The sequence below is a fragment of the Limimaricola cinnabarinus genome (assembly GCF_002723615.1).
Taxonomy (GTDB): domain Bacteria; phylum Pseudomonadota; class Alphaproteobacteria; order Rhodobacterales; family Rhodobacteraceae; genus Limimaricola; species Limimaricola cinnabarinus_B.
Window position 1 is genome coordinate 82,449 of the sequence record NZ_KZ304956.1, and the last position, 18,800, is coordinate 101,248.

The window sequence follows — 18,800 nt, forward strand, 5'->3', positions numbered from 1 at the left end:
CGCCTCATCCGGCCTTGTTCACCCGCATGTACCATTCGACGAGCCTCCTGACCTGGCGCGGCGTATAGCCCCGCTCGCCCATCCGCTCGACGAACTCGGCATGCTTGGCATCCGTGTCCTTGTCGCGCTTGGCCCCGAAGCTGACCACCGGCAGAAGATCCTCGACGCGGGAGAACATCCGCTTCTCGATCACCCGGCGCAGCTTTTCGTAGCCGCGCCAATCGGGGTTGCGCCCCTCGTTCTCGGCCCGGGCGCGCAGCACGAATTTGACGACCTCGTTGCGGAAATCCTTGGGGTTCGACACGCCGGCGGGCTTCTCGATCTTGGCGAGCTCCGACTCGAGCACGTCGCGGTCGAACATCTGGCCGGTATCGGGGTCCTTGAAGTCCTGATCCTCGATCCAGGCGTCGGCATAGGCGATGTAGCGGTCGAACAGGTTCTGGCCGTAATCGGAATAGCTTTCCAGATAGGCCTTCTGGATCTCCTCGCCGATGAACTCGGCATAGCGCGGCGCGAGATCGGATTTCAGGAAATCGAGATAGCGCTGTTCCACCTCCTCGGGGAACTGCTCGCGCCGCACCGCCTGTTCGAGCACATACATCAGATGCACCGGATCGGCGCCGACCTCGTCGACGTCATGGTTGATCGTCTCGGCCAAGACCTTGAAGGCAAAGCGGGTCGACACGCCGGTCATCCCCTCGTCGGCGCCCGCGGCATCTCGGTATTCCTGCAAGCTGCGCGCCTTGGGATCGGTGTGCTTGAGCGTCTCGCCGTCATAGGTCCGAAGCTTGGCATAGAGCGTGGAGTTCTCATGCGCCTGCAGGCGGGTGAGCACCGAAAAGCGCGCGAGAATGGGCAGCGTCTCGGGCGCGCAGGGCGCGGTGCCCAGCGAGCTTTCGCGCAACAGCTTGTCGTAGATCCGCGCCTCCTCGGTCGCGCGCAGGCAATAGGGGATCTTCACCACCGAGATCCGGTCGAGGAAGGCCTCGTTGTTGCGGTTGCCCTTGAACTGGCGCCACTCGGCCTCGTTGGAGTGGGCGATGATGAGGCCCTGATAGGGCATCGCGCCGATATTCTCGGTGCCGGTATAGCTGCCCTCCTGCGTCGCGGTCAAAAGCGGGTGCAGCACCTTGATCGGCGCCTTGAACATCTCCACGAATTCCAAAAGCCCCTGCGTGGTGCGGTTGAGCCCGCCCGAATAGCTGTAGGCGTCGGGGTCGTCCTGGCCCATGTGTTCGAGCTTGCGGATGTCGAGCTTGCCGACGAGCGCGGAGACGTCCTGGTTGTTCTCGTCGCCCGGCTCGGTCTTGGTGACGCCGATCTGCCTGAGCCGCGAGGGCTGCATCCTGACCACCGAGAACTGGCTGATATCGCCGCCGAACTCCTCCAGCCGCTTGACCGCCCAAGGGGAGATCAGCCCCGTGAGCAGGCGACGCGGAATGTCGTACTTGTCCTCCAGAAGATCGCCGAACCGCTCGCGGTCGAACAGCCCCAGCGGGCTTTCGAAGACCGGGCTGATCTGGTCGCCCGCCTTGAGGACGTAGATCGGCTCCTTTTCCATCAGCGCCTTGAGGATCTCGGCGATGGTCGACTTGCCGCCGCCCACCGGGCCCAGCAGGTAAAGGATCTGCTTGCGCTCCTCGAGGCCCTGGCTGGCATGGCGGAAGAAGCCGACGATCCGCTCGACCACCTCCTCGTTGCCATAGAGGCTTTCGAAGGCGCGGTAGATCTTGACGGTGCGGTTGAGAAAGATCCGTCCCAGCCGCTGGTCGTGGCTGGTGTCGACCAGCTCCGGCTCGCCTATCGCGCGCATCATGCGCTCGGCGGCGGTGGCGCGCACGGACGGGTCCTCCCGACATCGCAGCAGGTATTCCTGCAGGCTCAGCTCCTCGGTGCGGGTGCTGGCATAGCTTTCGGCATAGCGGGTAAAGACATCCATCGGCCCATTCTCTCGTCGGTTGGCGCCTCTCGGCGCGCGTTCCGTCCCTCAGGCGAATCTTTTTCTTTCCATTATATTACGTGGGGATGGCATATTCGCAAATCACGTAGATTTACGAAACGTCACGTATCATCTTTCGCTGAGCCCCGCGTGAGGCCGCCAAGGGCCCCGGCCCGCGCCCCTGGCCCGCGCACCCGCATGCCGCGCGCGCCGCGCGGCATCGGGTCAAGCCCGGGGCGCACAATCTGCGGGACAGGTTGCGAGACGGGCCGTGGGACAAGGCGACCGCGCGCGGGCCTGCCGCCAGCGCGCCCTTTCGCCGGCACCCATCGACCGCCTCACGCGCTGGCCCGGCCCGCCCCGGCAGGCGTGGCCTGCCGCCCTTTTGCGCCGCCGCACCCAGCCGCGCGGCAACGCAGCGTCACGAAATTCGGAACGCCGCGTCGCCGATGGCGTCCCCGCCACGCGCGGGCAAATGATGGGGCCGAGGCAGAATTGATATTGAACAAGAAAAGGTTACGGCGATGACGGATGATGCGGGCTTGCGGCCTCTCTACCTGTTTCTCTTTGCCGCAGGCATCGGCATCCTGACCCTGCTGGCGACTAGGGCGCCGGTCTACGACACCGTGCTTCTCGCCGGACCGGCAAGCGGCCCCGCCGGGGCCGAAGCCGTCGGCCTGTCGGCCCGTCACAGGTAAAGGCCCCGCCCCCCGAAACGTCCTGCAGGAGCGAGGATTCGGCGCGCCCCGAGCCATATGATGGAATAGGACGGAACCGGCCGGGCCGATTGCATCTGTCGCAGCACTTCCAATAGCCTCGGCCCGGCAAGGGCGCGATCAGGACGGAACATGCGATGCAAGACGGCACCTCCCCCACCCCCCATGAGGTGCGGTCGCCCCGCCCGCTTCTGGTGTTCGGCGATGACGGATCCCGCGGCTGGGGCCCGATCGAGCATTTCGCCCACCTCGCGGCGAAGCTGCTCGGCCTCGACCTCCAGCGCCCGCCGCTTTGGCGCCCATCGAGGCTTCGCGCCGCCCGGCAGGCCCTCATGCCCCCGCGCAAGGGGACGGCACCGGGGGCGATCTACCTGGCCAAATCGCCCGGTGACGTGAAATCCCTGATGGCGCTGGAGGGCTTCGACAGGCCCCGGCGCTTCCGCGCGCTCTGGATCGTCGACAGCTTCTGGACCGAATGGGCGCCCTCGGCCCGGCTGATGCGGCATTTCGATCTGGTCGTCTACATGCAGAAAGGGGAGGCCGCGTTCTACGATGCCCTCGCGCCGGGGCGGAGCCTTCATCTCGGCTGGGGCGCGGATGTGCTCGATCTCGGATCGCGCGCGGCCGAGCGCCCCGTCGATCTTCTGCGCGTCGGACGGCAGCCGCCGGACTGGGAGGATGATGCGCGCAGCCAGGCGGCCTGCGAAGCGGCGGGGCTGCGTTTCGCGGGGCGTCCGCCCTTCCTCCCGCATGCCCCGGCCGACCCGTCATCGGGGCATCGCGACCTCTGCGTCCGCTACGCGCAGGCGAAATACGTGATGGCGCATTCCAACCTCGCGGCCCCCGCCCCCTACACCCATCCGCGCAAGGAATACCTGACCGGCCGATGGACCGACGCGCTCGCCGCCGGCGCGGTTGTGGCCGGGGTCCAGCCCTTCGGCGACGCCTCCGCCGAGGATCTGCTCTGGCCGGGCGCGACCCTGGATTTCGATCGCATCGACCTGTCCCACAACCTCGCGGCCCTGAGCGAGGCCGTGGCGGACTGGTCCCCCGCCATCGCGCGGCGGAACCATCGCCGGGCACTGAGACAGCTGGACTGGCGCTGGAGGATCAAGACGCTGGCAGAGCGCCTCGACCTCGAAAATCCCGAACTGGCTTCGGAGCTCGCCCGTCTCGACCGAGCGATCGGGACCGCACCGGCGTGATGGCGCCAGCTCCTCTGGCGATGCCGCGCAAAGCAGCCCCGGACAGACCCGGCCATGGCTGGATGCACAAAAAGGTCTCATAGGGGGAAAATGGCGGAGCGAGAGGGATTAACGCCACCTGCGGGGAACAGCTAATATCCTGAATTATATGCCGTTCACATTCATGCGTGCACCTAAATGTGAACCAAATTGTGCATCAGGATAGAACTGCTCAGTTTTAGCTTGAGGGACTGTCAGACGAGTGAGCCGCATCCTCACGCTCGCCTAGAATATCTTCCGTGCGAGCTACGCGAATAACTCTGAGAAGTAGCAGCGAACGAAGGTGGTTAACGTATCCCTTACCTTTCTTTCCGCTTACATTATGGACACCGCAGTGCGCTGGATTTTCCTCAAGCCACTGCGGCTTTACGGCAAACGGCCTTCCACCATCCCTATCGACCGCCACTCGAATAGATTGGCAATCAAGTATTAGGGACATAGCGTCCTCACGATCGAAATCATTGCTTTCAGATTGCGCATTCTCTCTTTGCTGTGCAGCAATGCTTCGCACTGCTTGGGGAACCAGGGTGTCCATACGGTCCACACTTAAATAGCGGCCGCTTAGATCAGATCTTGGAAAAGCAGCAGTGGTGGGCTCGCCATTATCGAAATCATCTGGCTCCCAGCAAAGCCGGTGCAGATCGACATCACTGGGAGGCTCAAGCAATTCTTCTCCCTCAGAGACAGGAGTCTCTTCGGAAGCGCTTTTCGCTTCCTGTCCTTTCTCTGACATTCTTCTTAGCCGACTAGGATTTCCGCGAGTTGCGGATCTAGAGGGGCGGAAATACTTACTTCGTCACTCATAGCCTCTAGCTCACCGCGCTGCGCATAGAAGGAATAAGAGCCATCAGGGAAAACGCTCACATCTGCTACTAAATCTTCATCCAGCCAGCTTACAGTAAAAGATCCATCTTCATCTAGACCAATCCGCGGCGAAGCATCTACCCCTGCGAGAGAAAGCTTATCGATAAGTGCCAAAACACTATCAACCGCTTGGCCCGAAGCGCCGATACTTCCCGGCCCTTTCCAGCCGTCCCTCTTATGGCCTAGCCTAAAAACCCTAGCGACCGCAGACGGCTGCCAGTCCGCAGATACAACATGCTCCCATAGTCCAGAAAACTCGCCTCCTACAGGCTCTACGCTTGCAAAATCGTCTATAGCCACGAACGATCCGGACAAATCGTCCTTGGCATACTTTTTATCCGGCAGTGTCGTACTAACCCCATCAAACGGTTTGAAGGGTGATGAAATTCCTTCGAAGCGTCGCTGCGGTGGATTTTTAACTTCGGAAGCATGTGCAGCATACCCCGCCACACTCAATGTGGATGCAAATACCACCTTCATAACTTGGGAGTGGAAACCATGTTTGGGATGAATGACATCTGTTGAGGCACTATGCATATTGATCCAACTCCAACCCAATAACTTCCCGAACTTCAGGGTGTAGCGCTTCAGCGAAGACCTTATTTGAGCGCTTATGCAGCTCCTCTAAAGTCTCATCGATGCTATCGAGTTCAACAATCTCAGAAGGCCGTAGATCTGCTTTCGTTATAACTCTAACGCTGCGCACCGCCCCACGGTTCACAATCTGCCCATCTTGTGCGTCAAAATTCTGATTTATTAGAATTTGATCCCTTCCCCAGGGCTCAAACCACCCTCTATGAAGATGCCAAAGCTGCCCCCCCGACGTTGCGGGCTCAGGCAGCGAACCAAGAACGGTCTCTACCAGAAGACTGGACAAGCTAGCGTTATTAGGAGCACCGTCAAAAGAGAACCTATCAATATACTCAATCGACACCTGTGAAATGTCGATCACATCACTAGCAGCGACCAACAAGTCTCTCATTACCCGGAGGAAGCGCCCTTTGAAAAACTCCCAACGACCATAATCCGCCGTTTCGAAGGAAATGCTTTCCCCTTCATGAACAAGCATTTCAATGATATCGTTCCGCTGATTTAAGCGACGGAAATCCCAACCCTGTAAGGTTTGGGTAGCCGCCTGCGGCATTGGTGCGCCATTGGGACCTAGAGAGATTTGGTGAAGCTCACGTACGTTTCTCGCCCCGAAACCTATCTCTTCTCGGATCTCGTCAACCTTATCGGCGAGCTTGCGTGATAGCTTGCGCGGAAGTGGCTCCCGGAACGAAACGGTAAGACGTGCACGTTCAATGGCATGCGCGCCATGCAGAGGTTGCCACCTTGGCTGTGTCACAGTCTTGTCCCATCCCGTTGCTCGCCTTGAAGATGCCCTCCAAAGGGTGGCGAGTAATCTTACAATCGTAATCCAAGCGGCCCTTATCAAGATGGAAAGCGCAGCACCATGGGGTTGACATGTGAACAAATATGTGAAGCAGATCCCATGTGAATCAGACGTTTTCTGATGCAGAGCCGGTAACTTTTAACCGCATATGTTTTGTTTTTGAGCTCCTTGGCATTGTAGCCCGTCAGAGATGGAAGACTCCTATTGCTCCCATCTGCACGAAGCGGGGTTCAGGGTTGCGGCCATGAGCGAGCGAGATGACACGCGCTGGCATCAACCGCGGCCTCCACCGATCTTCGCGCTCGCGCGGATCCGCCCGATGATTGCCAGGATGCCACCCACGCCCGAGGCGATCTCCGCGAAATGTTGGCCGAGCGACACTTGGTCGGCCGGCGAGACGGCCACGCCCCAGATGATCTGCACCAAGGCGGCGACGACGGCAGCCGAGCCGCCCCAGATGGTCAGGGACTGCAGGGCGGATTTGTAGTTAGTCATGGTGTTGCTCCTTTCTGAGCATGGGTGATGTCAGGCCGCCGACTGCGCGAGGTGCGCGGCGGTCAAGGCGTGGATCTGAGCAATGAGGTTTTCGGGGGAGCCGTCCCCCTGCCCGGGCTCGACCGGCGCCACCGCCGGGCGCTGCATACGCGCCAGCAGCTCGGCGCCGGTGATCGTCTTCAGCACCCCGCGCAGCTTGCCGCGCTCATCGACGCGCCAGATCGCGATCTCGTCGCCGTTCCAGTCGTAATCGCCGGTGTCGAAGAGCCGCTTCTCGGCCGTGCGGCGTTTGCGGATCTCCGGCGGCCGCAGCCAGCCGAAAAAGTGCTCGGAAGCCTTCGGGTCGCCGGCGTTGATCTGCCGCGTCAGGATCGCGCGGTAAATCCCACCGGTGTTCAGATCGAAGGATCCGAGCGCGTCGAACTGGTGCTGCGCGAGCGGCACCTTGATCGCTTCGTTCACCCGCGCCTCGTAGCTCGCGATGTCCTGCCGGAAGACCTCGATCGCGTGGTCAATGGCCGCGTCGAGATCGGCCGGCATGCCGCGCGGCAGGTCCGCCGGGTCGATACCGCCCGCGTTCTTGGTGTGCCCGATACCGTAGGTCAGGACGCCCACGCTGTCGTAGTAGGGCGCAGGCACGATGCCCTCGTGCTCGGCGATCTCGAGCAAGCCTCGGTCGCTGATCTGCATGATGATCTCCCATGCGAAGAGACCCCGCTGGCGGGGCCGGTGATTGGTGATGTCGGTAGGGTCAGCCCCGGCGGCGCTGCCGGCGCGCGGCGGCTCGTCTGCGCAGCCGGCGCCACATGTGTCGGCGCCAGGACACGGCGCAGAAGGTGAAGGTCAGACCGACCTTCGAGGCGATGATCCAGATGTCGCGCGCCTCGTCGCCGAAGCGCAGGAACGCGGTGACCAGCACCGTGAGGCTGACCCAGGCGAAACCGAGAGCGATGATGCGCGCCGGTGGCTTGGCGAGGAGCGCGTTCTGATGGGCGAGCCACCAGCAGACGATGACGAGCGCTCCCGAGGACAGCGTGTGCGCGGTGAGCATGAGGTCAGGCATTGTCCTTGCCTCCCGGCGGCAGAAGGCGGCGACGGAGCGCGTGCACGGCGGCGATGCCACCCTCGCCCATCAGAAAGCCCGCGGCGAGGTACGCGTAGATCCCCGAGCCCGTCATTGCATCGATCAGGTGCCCGGCCACGCCACCCAGGAAGATCGCGGAGACGGCGCCCACGACGCCGTGCAGCGCCCGGCGCGTCCAGCTCTCCTCCGGGAGCGACAGCGCGCGCACGAGCGCGCCGCCGGCGCCGGAGAGGATCAGAGCGGAGACGTGCTCGGGCGCGGCACCCAAGAGGCGGGAGATCTCGTCGAGGATGCTCATGTAGACGCTTTCTGGTGGTACAAAAATTTCAAAGCCAAGTCTCTCTCCATGACGCCGTTTCTGATTCATCCTTCGAAACAGGGCGGCTCTTGGCCGCCCCCGTCATGACAGCGTCATTGGGCTCAGGTAGGCCATTGGCATTCCTCGCAGCGAATGGGCTATCCAATGCGCCATATTTTGACCGAGCGATCGAACTACGCCGCGCTCGAACAGCGCGCTGAGCTACCTGAAGGTTGGTGGCTCATTCCTGGCGCGCTATTTGGACTGACCGTATGGGCAAGGATCATCGCGACCCTGCTCAATTGAGGGCGCGTCCGCAGCGCGGGCACACCCCGCGTCAGACCGCTGCGCCCGCGTGATCCACCCAGGCCGACCCGTTCCACCAGATCGGCTTGCCGATGGTGGTGTCGAAATACTGCAAGCCGGGGTAGCGCCGTTCCGTGGGCCGCTGCGCGGTTGTCCCGTTGTAGGCGACTTCAGAATCAGTGGCGCGCATAGACGTGTAAAATTCGACGTATGAGATATTGGCGCTGTCCGCGTCGAAGTAATCCTTCATACCCGCCAGGTCCGCATGTTCTGCCGTTGCAGCCAGCAGCCGGCTATATGTCGAGCGCACCCCTTCATGCGAATGCGGGCACAAAGAGCGAAGTCGGTATTTCGTTTGGCTGGCATCCAGAAGCGGAGTGATACACTTAACATATTGGTCAGAATAGTTGCGAATACTGCTACCGTAAAGCGGCGTCGGGCTATCCGTTCCTTGTAGATAGACGTTGCCAATCTCAGTGAGGATGTATTGATGCCCGTTTTCCTTGGCGACGTCGTTTACATATTGATTGAACCGGGTATCCAGAAACAGGTTCGAGTTCGGAATTCCCGATGTCTTCACGATGGCCTTAAAGCTACCCGTGTTCGACTCGAAGATATTTTTTGTCGCGCGGAAATTGAACAGGTAGAAATTTCGGTCGTAATAAGCCACGTAGTCGATATAGGCATAAGCAATGTTGGAATTCGTGTAATCCCTGACGTTGGAATTCCAAAAGATCGCCTTCATGGCTCCCTTTTTGGCAGTACCCTGCCCGTTGAAGAACAGATGCCGGTCGGGCACGTTGTCATAGACATTCGAACCAGACTGCCAGCCGAAAAACCCGCCCTTTCCTGCACAGGCGTACACCGCGCAATTCAGAATTTTGGAGCCATAGATCGGGCAGCCGGTCCCGCCGGCTGTCGAGTAATCGTTATGGAAGCAATGACTCCCATAGGAGATAAAGAAGCACTGGTCGTAGAGCGTTCCGTGAATCGCGTTCGCGGACCAGGCGTCGGTCAGCAGGACAGAGCCCTGCGCCTCGACTGTCAGGTTCTTCATGTGGGGGTAGACTGCTGAACCAGCGGTGTAGTGCAGAAAATTGCCGTTCGGGCACCACAACAGGGTTTCGTCGCGGCTTTGGCCTTCGAAAAAATAACTATTGTTGCCCGGCACGATTTCGGCATCGAACGGGTAAATCCCTCCATTGAACCGAACCCGGTGCTTGTTCTGCAGCAGCATCAGCAGGATCGTGCGGTTTTTCGTGCCGATCGCAGGCACCGGTCCGAAGGTCGCCGCGCTCCCGTTGATAAAGGCGTCATAACTGGCGCGGGTGGCCTTTTCGTGGTCAAACCAATCGAACAGCACGCCATGCTCGGTTGCCGGTGCGCCGGTCAGGGTGATACTGGTCGAAAGCCCCTTGTAGCCCTCGATTATCGCGCCCTCGCAGGCCAGCGTGCCGTTGGTGAGCATCCCGCCCGCGAGCACAAGCTTCGATCCGGCGGGCACCGTCACCGTGCCGCCACCGAGGTTATAGATGCCCGCCGGGACGATCACCGTGGTCGACGCCGCCAGCGCCGCCGTCAGCTTGGCCGCGTCATTCGCAACGCCATCGCCCGCCGCGCCCGCCGCCAGCAGGTTCAGCCCGTCTGCCCCCGCGTGGGCCTTCAGCTTGGCACCGCCGGCCGTGATGAAATGCTGCCCGGTCGCCACCTCCTCGAACAGCACGTCGCCGCCCTCCCAGAAGGCACCCGCCCCCCGCGGCGTCTCTAGGGACGCCTTGATCGCCCCGATCGAGCTGTATCGCTGACGCAGGATCTTGGAGTAGTCGGCACGCACCCAGTTCCCCGCATAGGTCGAGATGCTGGCATTGGCGACCCGAGCCACCAACCAATCGCCAAGCGCGAAGGCCTGACCGTCGACAGTCCCGGCAGCGGTGACGATGTAGAATGCGCCCCGCACCGCGCCGGTCGGAAACGCCCCAGAGGCCGCCGACCAGCCGCCCGCCGGCGTGAGGCCGGTCGTGATCGCGCCGATCTCCGCGCGCAGAGCATCCCGCGCCGCCTGAGCCGCGATCGCAGTTTCCACGCCAAGGATGCCCCTGGCCTCGACCGGGGTTTTGAATACCGCCATGGGTTGGGCTCCGTCAGGTAATGGTTTGAGAAACGGGGCCGGCGTCGGTCGCGCTCGGCTTGCCGGAAACGTTGATGGACCGCGCGGTCCAGCTGAAGCTGCCCACACCGGGGCTGTCGAAGAAGGCGATCGCCGTACCGGGCGCATCGAAGAAGGTGCCGACCTCCACCCCGTCGCGGTAGACGATGGTCTTCCACAGGCCGGGGCTCGTGCTCGTGACGAGCGAGACGCGGGCGGAGCCGCCGCCCTCGTCGCTCACCGCCAGATCGGTCGGCGCGGCCGGAGCGCTGGCATCGGCCGAGGCGGTCACGCCGGTAATCACCGCCCAGGTCCCGCGGCGCTCGTCGGAGGTCTCGAAGGCCAGCCGGATGTCATAGTCGGCCCCGTCATCGAGCGGCGAAATCAGCGCCGAGGTGGCCGAGCCGGGCAGCGGCCAGGCCTCCCAGGCATCGCTGCCTGCGGGGGCGTATTGCGCCACCGGCGACAGCGCGTCCGATTCCGGCGCGTCCCATTGCAGGCCGATCCCCGCGGTGAAGGCGTTCTGCGCGGTGCGGCGCCCGGCGCCGGCGGCGGCGAAGTTCGCCGGGACCGGCAGGCCTGCGGAGGTGTCGGGCTCGGGCAGCGCCACCGGCGCCGGTTCCTCGGCCACCGACCAGGACAACGCCGCCGGGTCGAAGCTGCGCAGCTGCAGCACCACCTGACCGCTGGCCAGATCGATCCGGTAGCGCTGGATCCGCCAGACCACCGCCGGCAGCTCAGGCATGTCGATCGATACGTAACGCTCGTAGACCGCCCGCATCGCCGACGGCTTGCATGCCAGCGTCAGCAGGTGCCGCGGGTTGTCGGCCTCGATCCGGTGCTTGGCGCAGCGCCCGCCCTGCCCCGCGCTCGGCGCAAAGGACAGGTCGAGCTGCGGCCCGACCGCGATCTGGCCGTTGTCGGCCTCGCGCGCCGCGTCGACCCAGGCCTCGCCCGTGGTCTGCTGATAGCCCAAGCCCGGATCGGTGTAGACCCAGGGCAGTTCGGTGTAGCGGTCGAGCCGATCCTGCCCCGCCTCCCAGCTTTGCAGATCGATGATCTCGGCTTCACCGATGGTCACCGCCGGTTCGCGCCACTTGCCGACATGCACGCCGATCTTGCCCGAGGGCAGCAGCTGCACGTCGCCGTTGCAGGCATCGAGCATGCGCCGCAGCACCTCGCCGGGCTTTTCTGACAGCGCGTAGCTGCCCGCCAGGCGATAGCGCGGCTCGGTGCCGCCCGCCGCTAGCGGGATCGCGTCGTCGGCATCATCGGCCGCGCCCGCCAGCATCGCGTCGTCGACCATGCCCGCGAGGTTGAAGCCGTCCGGGTGCTCGATCAGGTCGGCCAGCGCCAGCGCCGCATTGTCGGAATAGGCGATCGCGCCGCTGCGCGGGTCGCGCAGCTTGGAGGTGCGGGCCACGATCTCGATCTCGGGCGGGCGGCCGTTCGGATAGACGGAGCGGAAATCCTCGGCCGCAACCTGGCGCGAGATCAGCATCGTGGTCCAGATGCCGTCGAGCCGGTGCGCCGCGTCGAATTCGGGCCATCGGGTTTCGACCGGTTGGTAATGGTTCGACGGCACCAGCCCGCGCCGGGTCAGGATCCGCACCCGCGACACCTTCTCGGCGCCGTTCGACTTCACCACGTACTGGTCATCGGTGACGTAGCCGCCCGCGTCGATCGAGACCTCGGTCTTGTCGAGAAAGTAGCCCTCGACCCCGTCGATCTCGCCATGGCCATGCGCGATCACCTCGAGCATGAACCCCTCCTGCGCGCGGCGGAACACCACCTGCCCGCCGCCCCGCACCCGGCCGTAGTGGCGAATGCGCGGCCCTACTGCCTGCACCCGCTGCAGCTTGATGTTGTCGGGCGTGGTCTGCGCCGGCGCGTCGGGGCGCACTGCCATCGATAGCGCGATCGAGGTGCCGATGCTGGTCACCACGCCGAGCGCGGTGAGCGTCCCGGCCGAGGTGAACAGCGCGGCGGTGCCGCCGGCCGCGAAGGTCGCGGGAAAGACGAAGGCGAGCGCCTGCGGCATCAGTCGAAACCCCATCCGGTCAGCAGCGTGAAGTCGCGGGTCATGCGCACCCCGCCATCGGTCTTGACCACCAGCCGGCCGCGCCGCAGCACGCCGCACAGCACCTGCCCCTCGAGCCGCGCCACCGCGACGCCGGTCTCGGTCTCGCCGGTGCGGAACCCCGCCATCAGCCGCCGCGACAGCCCGGCCAGCCCGCCCGCGCGCAAGAGCACCTGCCGACAGCCGAAGGCGGTGTCGTAGGTGCCGCGCAGCTCCGCCGCCGGATCGCGGCCGGTGATCTCGGCCACCAGCGACGCCGGCCAGAGCGCGCAATCGGTCTGGCCCCAGCGCCAGGGATCGCCGCCGGTGCGGCGGATGAAGTCGCTCACCAGGTCGTCCATGTCACATCCGTGTTGATCACCTCGGGCACGAAGCGCAGGCCCTGGTCGCCGGGGTGCCGCCGCGCCTGGTCGCGCGGGGTCAGCATGCCGTAGACCGGCGCGCCCTTGCGGCTCAGCGGCCCCTCGACCGGCAGCGTCAGCCGCGCCTGCAGCGGCCCGAAGCTCGCCTTCACCCGGTCCATCAGCCCGGTGTGGATCGCGAAGGGCACGCCGACCGGCAGCGGCCTGCCATGCGCGTCGGTGGCTCTGCGATCGAGGATCTGCCCCCAGAGGATCGCCGCACGGTTCAGGTACTCGCCTGGGCTGCCGATCAGCGCCGGAATCCGGCCCTTGCCACTCACGCCCCGCTCGTCGGGGGCGAGCAGCTCGTAGGGCAGCGCCAGCTGGTACTCGACCAGCGGCGCCATTTCCTCGGCGCCGCCGGAGATCTCAGCGATCGAGACCATGTCACCCATGCCCTGCCACTCGTGGCCCCATTCGGCATCGACGAACGGCACGTTGGAGTTGCTGAGATACTTGGTGCCCGACGCGAATTGCAGCTCGAGCAGCAGCAGCAGCGACACCGTCTCGGCCTTCAGCGCCGCCTCGACCGCCTCCGGATCGGGCTGGCCCGCAAGAAAGAGGCTCATCGCTCGAAGGCCTCGACCACGTCGAGCGTGTAGAGCCCGCGCAGCTGGCTGAACGCGTGCGCCGACTCGGCCGCCTCGTCGGAGGGCAGGCGCACCCGCACGCGGGGCGCGCCGACCTTGACCGTGGTCCCGGCCGTGACGGGGGCGCGCAGCGGCGGGTTGAACCGCACTGTGCCGTCGGTGTTTTCGGCCACTCGGTGCAGCCAGCCGGAGATCGAGAACATGGCGTCGCGGCGCAGGAACTCGCCTGCCGAACCCGATAGCTGCAGGATCGTCGCCCCAGCGGGCGCATCCGCCGCGACGGTGGGATCGCCCTCGCCCATGACGAAGCCGGACCCGCTCTCGTAATAGAAATCGCCGTTCCAGTCGGTTACGAACACTACTTCGCCCGGCGCGGCCCAGGGCGTGCGGCCATTCGGCACCGGCAGCAGGAAGCTGTTCAGCGGCCCGCGCAGATCGTCGAGAAACGCGAGCCAGCCGCCCCATGCCCCATCGGCCGAGACGTCCCATCCGCCTTCCACCTGGTAGCTACAGGACCAGCTCCGCGCCTCTCGGGTCAGGAACTGCTGGCGGCCGTCGAGACCCATCCCCGATGACGGGGTGCGGGTTTGCAGGCGCCAATGCGTGCGCTGCGCGAACCGCATGCCACCGGGCAGCGTGATCAGTGCCACGCTCAGGACCGCCGCTGGTTTTGAGCGAGCTGCTCGTTGTTCGACTCGATCAGCTGCACCGCGACCGGCCCGGCGGTGCCGAGGATCTCGGCCTGCAGCATCTTGCTGTCGAGGAACAGCCGGATGTTCGCCACGCCGTTTGCCGCGCCGTCAGCCATCCGCTTACTGATGTCGTGCGGGATGATCTGTGTGCCGCGCGGCAGGTTCATGATCTCGCCGCCGAGCTCGTGCACCCGCGTCAGGCCACCGCGCCAGTTGCTCGTGCCGCTGGCGTTGGAGCCGAGCGACACCTGCGGCACCGCGCCGGGGATCGAGGGGGCCAGCGCGCCCCAAATCGAGTTGAAGGCCTGGTCGGCGAACATGCTCGCAAGGCTCTGCGCGAGACTCGCGATCGCGTCCTTCGCGCTTGAGGCACCGGTGACGATCGAGGAGAAGGCGGAGCCCGCCGACTGCTTCAGGGTGTCGGCCATCTGCGACGCGCGATCCTTGGCTTGCGTCATGTCGTCGATCGCGGTGTTGAGACGGGCAATCTCTTGCCCCTGCGCGCTCGTCGCGGTGACGCCCGCCTCCTGCGTGTCGTTCCAGATCTTCGCCTGCAGGTCGGTCATGTTGATCGTGGCACGCAGCTTGTCGTGCTCGGCGCGCAGATCCTTCAGCACCTGGGCGCGCTTCTCCGCCTCCTGCTTGGCCTTGTTGGCCGCAGCGCTGCTGCCGCCTGCACCAGCACCGCCCCCTTCGACATCGGGCAGATTGCCACTGTCGCCGAAGCCCTCGCCTGCCCCTTCAAGGGAAGCTGCCAACGCATCGCCCGCTGCGGCGCCGTTGAGGGCTTCGTCGCCAGCTTCGGCAACCATAGCCGACAACTTGGCGGCAGCGGCGCGGGCTTCATCAAAGCCCTGCGCGACACGGTTTTTTGCCGTGGCGGCTAGTGTATCAGCAGAGGCTTTGGCCTCATCGGCAGCATGCCGCAATTCATAGACCTGCGATCCGGCCATGATAGCCTGATCTCCAACCGCATTGGCGGCATCCTCCATGCCGGGCACGTTCCGCAAGCCAGCGCCCATCTTGTGCAGAAAGTCGGCCCATTTCGTCGCCAGACTTTCGAGCATCCCGAGGAATCCCGATTTGATGTTGCCCCAAACCGCGCCGAGCGCTGGTACCAGCGCACTCGCGCTCGTGCCGATACCCTTCCAAACCCCACTCGCGACGTCGCCCAAAAGTGACAGCGCGGCGCCCCAGCCCCCCGTCGACTTCACAAGCCGGCCGAACCACATCACCAATTCGCCGGCGGCGATAACCAGCACGCCGAAGCCTGTCCGCATGATCGCGCCGCGCAGCAGCTTCAGCGAGCCCACCAGCCCCAGCGTCGAGATGTTGACCGCAATGGTCATCGCCCGGGCGGCGACGAGGGCGCTCACATAGCGCACGCCGAGCGCCGTCGCCGCGATGCCGAAGTAGACGGCCAGCCGGTCGAGATTGCCGACCAGCCCGTCGATCACCGCGCGCAGCGTTCCGCCTTCGCGCAGACTGTCCGTCATGGCTTGCGCCATCTGGCCCATGGCCGGCACGAGCGCCAGCGCCAGCTGCTGACCGGCATATTGGCCGATCAGGCCAAGCCGGGCGATCTGGTCATTCGCCGCCTCGATCTTGCCCGCGTCGACGCCGCCGAGCGCGAGGCCATAGCTGTCGATGTCGGCGCGGGCATTGCGGATCGCATCACCGCCCTGGATCATCAGCAGCGCCATCTCGCGATTGCGGATGCCGAGATCCTGCAGCACGGTCGTCGCCTGGCCCGCCGACAGCCCGAGCTCCTTCACCCGATCGGCAATGCGCGCGACCTTCTCGTCGGTGTCGAGCCCCTGCAGGCTTTCGGCCGAAATGCCGAGCCGGTCGAGGGCGCGATCCGCATTGCCCGAGGTGCCGATGTTCGCCAACTGGCGGTTCATCGTCTGGATGTCGTCGGCGAGCTTTTCGACCGAGACGCCGGCCTCGCCAGCGGTGACCTCGAGCGCCCGGAATGCTCCGATCGAGCCATCGAGCCGCCGGGCCGATTTCGCGGCACGGTCGATATCGGCTGCCCCCTTGAGCGCGGCGGCCGAGAGCGAGGCGAAGGTCGCGACGCCAATGGCCCCCAAAGCCATGAACTGTTTGCGCATGTTCTGCACCGTCTTGGGCACCTTCTTCGCGCCCCGCTCGAACTGCGCGCTGTCGAGGCCGAGATTGACGCGCAGCGCGCCGATGACAGATTGCGCCATGCTCTATCCTTTCTTCGCACCCCAAGCAGCGGCCAGCGCATCGCACATGGCCTGCAGGGTCTCGCGGGATTGCCGTTGGGGCCGCGCCGCGCGGCCGGTGACGAAGCGCCGCAACGCGGGCAGCTTCTTGGCGCGATCAAGCGCCGCGCTGTGCCAGGCAAGCCAGGCACGGCCCTCGTGCTCGCGCTTGAGCCGCTCACCCGCGCCACGCATCTGCACGAGATACAGCCGCGGGGTCAGGCCCCAGAACGCGGCCGGATCGAACCCGGCCGCGACGTACTCAGAGAGCATTGCGAGGTAGTCTAGCCCGCCGCCTTCGCCTTGCGCCGACGCGGGGCCCGCCCGTTTCCCGCGTCCCCAGCCTCCGCTTCTGTCGGCGAAGCCGCCGCCACCACGCGCTGCAGGACCCCGACATCCTCGGACAGGATCACACCGGCCAGCTTCATGTCGGCATCGGGATGATGGTGCTGCAGGAACGCCCACATCATCGCGATCATGTTCTTCACACGCAGCTTGCCCGCCTCGAATGCCTCGAAGGCTTCCAGCGCGGGCATGTCGGTTTCCTCTTCGAAATGCGCCATCGCGTTGAAGTCGCAGCGCAAGGTGTAGCTCTCACCATCGACTTTTGTCGTGGCCTCTCCCAGGAACCTGTTTGCCATTATGCCGGCGCCCCCGCAGCTTCGAGCTTCGCCTTGCCCGACTGCTGGAAAGTACAGGTCGCGCTCATCTTTTCGTTCGTGATCTCGTCGATCTCGTAATTGGTGAAGACGCCGGCGAACTGCAGCTTCACGCCGTTCGGAAAGGTGATCTGGTATTTGCCCTTCCCGGCTTCGAAGGCGGTGACCAGCGTGTCGGTCGCGCTCGGCACGAAGTTCATGGTGAACCCTGCCTCACCGCCACGCATGATACCGGCGATGAACTCGGCATATTGGTCGGGGCTGTTGAGGTGGGTCGCTTCGATCGCTTCACGCGACCGCGATGGCGGGGTGATCGCAGTGACCTCGGCCACGGGTTCATAGGTTCCGGCGGTCGCGCCTTCGATGCCGAATTCGGCACCGAAACCGATATCGGCCTTGGTTTCGGGAGTCTCAGGCATGGTCAGCCCTCCAATGGATCAGGAAATCTAGGGAAATGCGGTAGGGGCGTTTGGTCTCGTTGCCGCCCCCCTCGCGATCCTCGCGGGTCGCGTCGTGAAAAATGCCGCGAAAGCCGCCGCCGCGATGCGCATCGAGAGCGCTACGTACGGCGCGCGACAGACGCTTGGCCTCGGGATAACCGAGGGCGTAGCAATCGGCCTGGATGCGGCCGCGTGACAGCCCATCGGACCCGGTGAGCGTGTGGCCCCCGGCATCGCCGATCACCCACAACACCACGTACGGGCCGGAGGTGTCGGAGGCCTCGCCGAAGTCGACGCGCGATCCGGCCAGCGCCGTCACCCCGGCGTTGGCCAGAAGCAGCGCGCGGAATGCTTGTTCCATGTCAGCCCTTCGCCTTCGCGGCGCGCGCTTCGGCACGCTTGATCGACTTTCGGATCTCGGCCCAGAGATCCTCCTTCAGCCGCTTGAGCAGGGCGTCGTGACCCCCGTCCCAGGCAGGGCGCACGTAGGGCTGGGGTGCAGTGCCGGGGTGCTGCGACCCGGCGTATTTCCCCTTGTTGACGTGCGGCTCCGTTCCGAATTCCGTGTAGATCGCCTGAGGCAAGGGACCGGGCCCGACGAACATCTCGACCGAGGCGCGGTTGTTGCGAAACATGCGCCGGTGCCGCGAGGCCTGACGCTTCGAGAGCTTGGTCGAGATGGCGATCGACTCGGCCAGATCGTCCGATGCGGTGTCGCCACGCGGCGCGCGATCACGCATCGCCTCGGCCATCGGTTTGGCGGCTTTCTTCAGCGAGCGCCGCAGCGTGGTTTTGCCCGCGGATTTCGAGAGCTTCTGCAGCTCGCGTTCAAGCTCGCGAAAGCCCGAGAGCTTTACCGACGTCCCCATGTCAGACCATCCTCGCGCAGGTGATTTCTAGCCACTGCCGACGCCCCTCGCCTTCCTTGATCCCGGTGATCTCGTACACATCGCCCTCGCAGACGATCCGATCCGCCGGGGTGATCGAAACGGTGAAGCTCGAATAGCGCACGACGAAGCGCGTCGTGACATGCGCCGCAACCTCGCCAGCGCGCCAGCGCTCGCCGTCGCTCAGGTCGGTCTTCTGGGCCCAGATCCGTGATCCGAGATTGTCGGCGGCCGGGTCGGCCGCGTTCCAGTCGCGAGACGAATTGAAGCCGTTGTCGGCAAAGGTCGCGCGCCGGAACTGCACGCGCCGATCGAGTTTCGCGGCACCCATG

At 64.5% G+C, this 18,800-nt stretch carries 23 protein-coding genes; 3 read left to right on the forward strand and 20 right to left on the reverse strand.

All coding sequences use genetic code 11. The features are described from left to right. Positions 1 to 4: 4 nt before the first annotated feature. Entirely contained in the window at positions 5 to 1,939 is a 1,935-nt protein-coding gene (locus tag CJ301_RS08350) for a PrkA family serine protein kinase (protein WP_099276251.1), read from the reverse strand. 524 nt (positions 1,940 to 2,463) lie between these two features. Here CJ301_RS08350 and CJ301_RS18680 point away from each other — a divergent pair. Together CJ301_RS18680 and CJ301_RS08355 are read left to right on the forward strand one after the other, a co-directional pair. Beyond that, positions 2,464 to 2,637, forward strand: a complete 174-nt coding sequence (locus tag CJ301_RS18680) for a hypothetical protein (RefSeq protein ID WP_162620462.1) — start codon at positions 2,464 to 2,466, stop codon at positions 2,635 to 2,637. Positions 2,638 to 2,792: 155 nt separating this feature from the next. Beyond that, complete coding sequence (locus tag CJ301_RS08355) at positions 2,793 to 3,860, forward strand: glycosyltransferase family protein (protein WP_099276253.1); 1,068 nt, start codon at positions 2,793 to 2,795, stop codon at positions 3,858 to 3,860. A 217-nt stretch (positions 3,861 to 4,077) separates the two neighbouring features. Here CJ301_RS08355 and CJ301_RS18685 read toward each other — a convergent pair whose 3' ends face one another. The 7 genes from CJ301_RS18685 to CJ301_RS08380 all read right to left on the reverse strand — a co-directional run bounded on the left by CJ301_RS18685 (position 4,078) and on the right by CJ301_RS08380 (position 8,036). Further along, positions 4,078 to 4,632, reverse strand: a complete 555-nt coding sequence (locus CJ301_RS18685) for a hypothetical protein (protein ID WP_162620463.1) — start codon at positions 4,630 to 4,632, stop codon at positions 4,078 to 4,080. A gap of 5 nt (positions 4,633 to 4,637) precedes the next feature. Further along, complete coding sequence (locus tag CJ301_RS18690; RefSeq protein WP_162620464.1) at positions 4,638 to 5,300, reverse strand: hypothetical protein; 663 nt, start codon at positions 5,298 to 5,300, stop codon at positions 4,638 to 4,640. Beyond that, positions 5,293 to 6,111 (reverse strand): TIGR04255 family protein, encoded by an 819-nt coding sequence (locus CJ301_RS08360; protein WP_162620465.1) that lies wholly within the window; start codon positions 6,109 to 6,111, stop codon positions 5,293 to 5,295. Before CJ301_RS08360 ends, CJ301_RS18690 begins: the two co-directional genes overlap by 8 nt. 321 nt (positions 6,112 to 6,432) lie before the next feature. Then, complete coding sequence (locus tag CJ301_RS08365) at positions 6,433 to 6,654, reverse strand: hypothetical protein (RefSeq protein WP_099276257.1); 222 nt, start codon at positions 6,652 to 6,654, stop codon at positions 6,433 to 6,435. A gap of 30 nt (positions 6,655 to 6,684) precedes the next feature. Continuing rightward, complete coding sequence (locus CJ301_RS08370; protein ID WP_099276259.1) at positions 6,685 to 7,344, reverse strand: lysozyme; 660 nt, start codon at positions 7,342 to 7,344, stop codon at positions 6,685 to 6,687. A gap of 61 nt (positions 7,345 to 7,405) precedes the next feature. Beyond that, entirely contained in the window at positions 7,406 to 7,717 is a 312-nt protein-coding gene (locus CJ301_RS08375) for a hypothetical protein (protein ID WP_162620466.1), read from the reverse strand. Further along, a complete protein-coding gene (locus tag CJ301_RS08380) occupies positions 7,710 to 8,036 on the reverse strand; it encodes a hypothetical protein (RefSeq protein WP_099276263.1) in 327 nt (108 codons plus the stop codon). Before CJ301_RS08380 ends, CJ301_RS08375 begins: the two co-directional genes overlap by 8 nt. A 165-nt stretch (positions 8,037 to 8,201) precedes the next feature. Between CJ301_RS08380 and CJ301_RS18695 the strand changes: the two genes are divergently transcribed. After that, the gene (locus CJ301_RS18695; RefSeq protein ID WP_162620467.1) at positions 8,202 to 8,342 is read left to right on the forward strand and encodes a hypothetical protein; all 141 of its coding nucleotides are present in this window, start codon (positions 8,202 to 8,204) and stop codon (positions 8,340 to 8,342) included. 31 nt (positions 8,343 to 8,373) lie between these two features. Here CJ301_RS18695 and CJ301_RS19005 read toward each other — a convergent pair whose 3' ends face one another. The 12 genes from CJ301_RS19005 to CJ301_RS08440 are packed head-to-tail and all read right to left on the reverse strand — an operon-like array spanning position 8,374 to position 18,799. Beyond that, the gene (locus CJ301_RS19005; RefSeq protein WP_099276265.1) at positions 8,374 to 10,470 is read right to left on the reverse strand and encodes a hypothetical protein; all 2,097 of its coding nucleotides are present in this window, start codon (positions 10,468 to 10,470) and stop codon (positions 8,374 to 8,376) included. A 13-nt stretch (positions 10,471 to 10,483) separates the two neighbouring features. Further along, entirely contained in the window at positions 10,484 to 12,529 is a 2,046-nt protein-coding gene (locus CJ301_RS08390; protein ID WP_099276267.1) for a hypothetical protein, read from the reverse strand. Next, positions 12,529 to 12,909, reverse strand: a complete 381-nt coding sequence (locus CJ301_RS08395; RefSeq protein WP_099276269.1) for a DUF6950 family protein — start codon at positions 12,907 to 12,909, stop codon at positions 12,529 to 12,531. Before CJ301_RS08395 ends, CJ301_RS08390 begins: the two co-directional genes overlap by 1 nt. After that, on the reverse strand, positions 12,894 to 13,538 hold the full coding sequence (locus CJ301_RS08400; protein WP_099276271.1) for a hypothetical protein: 645 nt from the start codon (positions 13,536 to 13,538) through the stop codon (positions 12,894 to 12,896). Before CJ301_RS08400 ends, CJ301_RS08395 begins: the two co-directional genes overlap by 16 nt. Beyond that, positions 13,535 to 14,209, reverse strand: coding sequence for a hypothetical protein (locus CJ301_RS08405; RefSeq protein ID WP_099276273.1), 675 nt, complete (start codon positions 14,207 to 14,209; stop codon positions 13,535 to 13,537). The genes CJ301_RS08400 and CJ301_RS08405 overlap by 4 nt, the downstream gene beginning before the upstream one ends. A gap of 2 nt (positions 14,210 to 14,211) precedes the next feature. Beyond that, positions 14,212 to 16,464, reverse strand: coding sequence for a hypothetical protein (locus tag CJ301_RS08410; RefSeq protein WP_099276275.1), 2,253 nt, complete (start codon positions 16,462 to 16,464; stop codon positions 14,212 to 14,214). Positions 16,465 to 16,467: 3 nt separating this feature from the next. Then, positions 16,468 to 16,755, reverse strand: a complete 288-nt coding sequence (locus CJ301_RS08415) for a hypothetical protein (RefSeq protein ID WP_099276277.1) — start codon at positions 16,753 to 16,755, stop codon at positions 16,468 to 16,470. Positions 16,756 to 16,766: 11 nt separating this feature from the next. Further along, positions 16,767 to 17,123 carry a gene transfer agent family protein gene (locus CJ301_RS08420; protein WP_216823267.1) on the reverse strand — a complete coding sequence of 119 codons (357 nt, stop codon included), beginning with the start codon at positions 17,121 to 17,123 and terminating at the stop codon, positions 16,767 to 16,769. Next, a complete protein-coding gene (locus CJ301_RS08425) occupies positions 17,123 to 17,560 on the reverse strand; it encodes a phage tail tube protein (protein ID WP_099276279.1) in 438 nt (145 codons plus the stop codon). Before CJ301_RS08425 ends, CJ301_RS08420 begins: the two co-directional genes overlap by 1 nt. Continuing rightward, on the reverse strand, positions 17,553 to 17,942 hold the full coding sequence (locus CJ301_RS08430) for a DUF3168 domain-containing protein (protein ID WP_099276281.1): 390 nt from the start codon (positions 17,940 to 17,942) through the stop codon (positions 17,553 to 17,555). Before CJ301_RS08430 ends, CJ301_RS08425 begins: the two co-directional genes overlap by 8 nt. 1 nt (position 17,943) lies before the next feature. Next, on the reverse strand, positions 17,944 to 18,450 hold the full coding sequence (locus tag CJ301_RS08435; RefSeq protein WP_099276283.1) for an HK97-gp10 family putative phage morphogenesis protein: 507 nt from the start codon (positions 18,448 to 18,450) through the stop codon (positions 17,944 to 17,946). Position 18,451: 1 nt separating this feature from the next. Next, complete coding sequence (locus CJ301_RS08440; protein WP_099276285.1) at positions 18,452 to 18,799, reverse strand: head-tail adaptor protein; 348 nt, start codon at positions 18,797 to 18,799, stop codon at positions 18,452 to 18,454. Position 18,800: the final 1 nt, after the last annotated feature.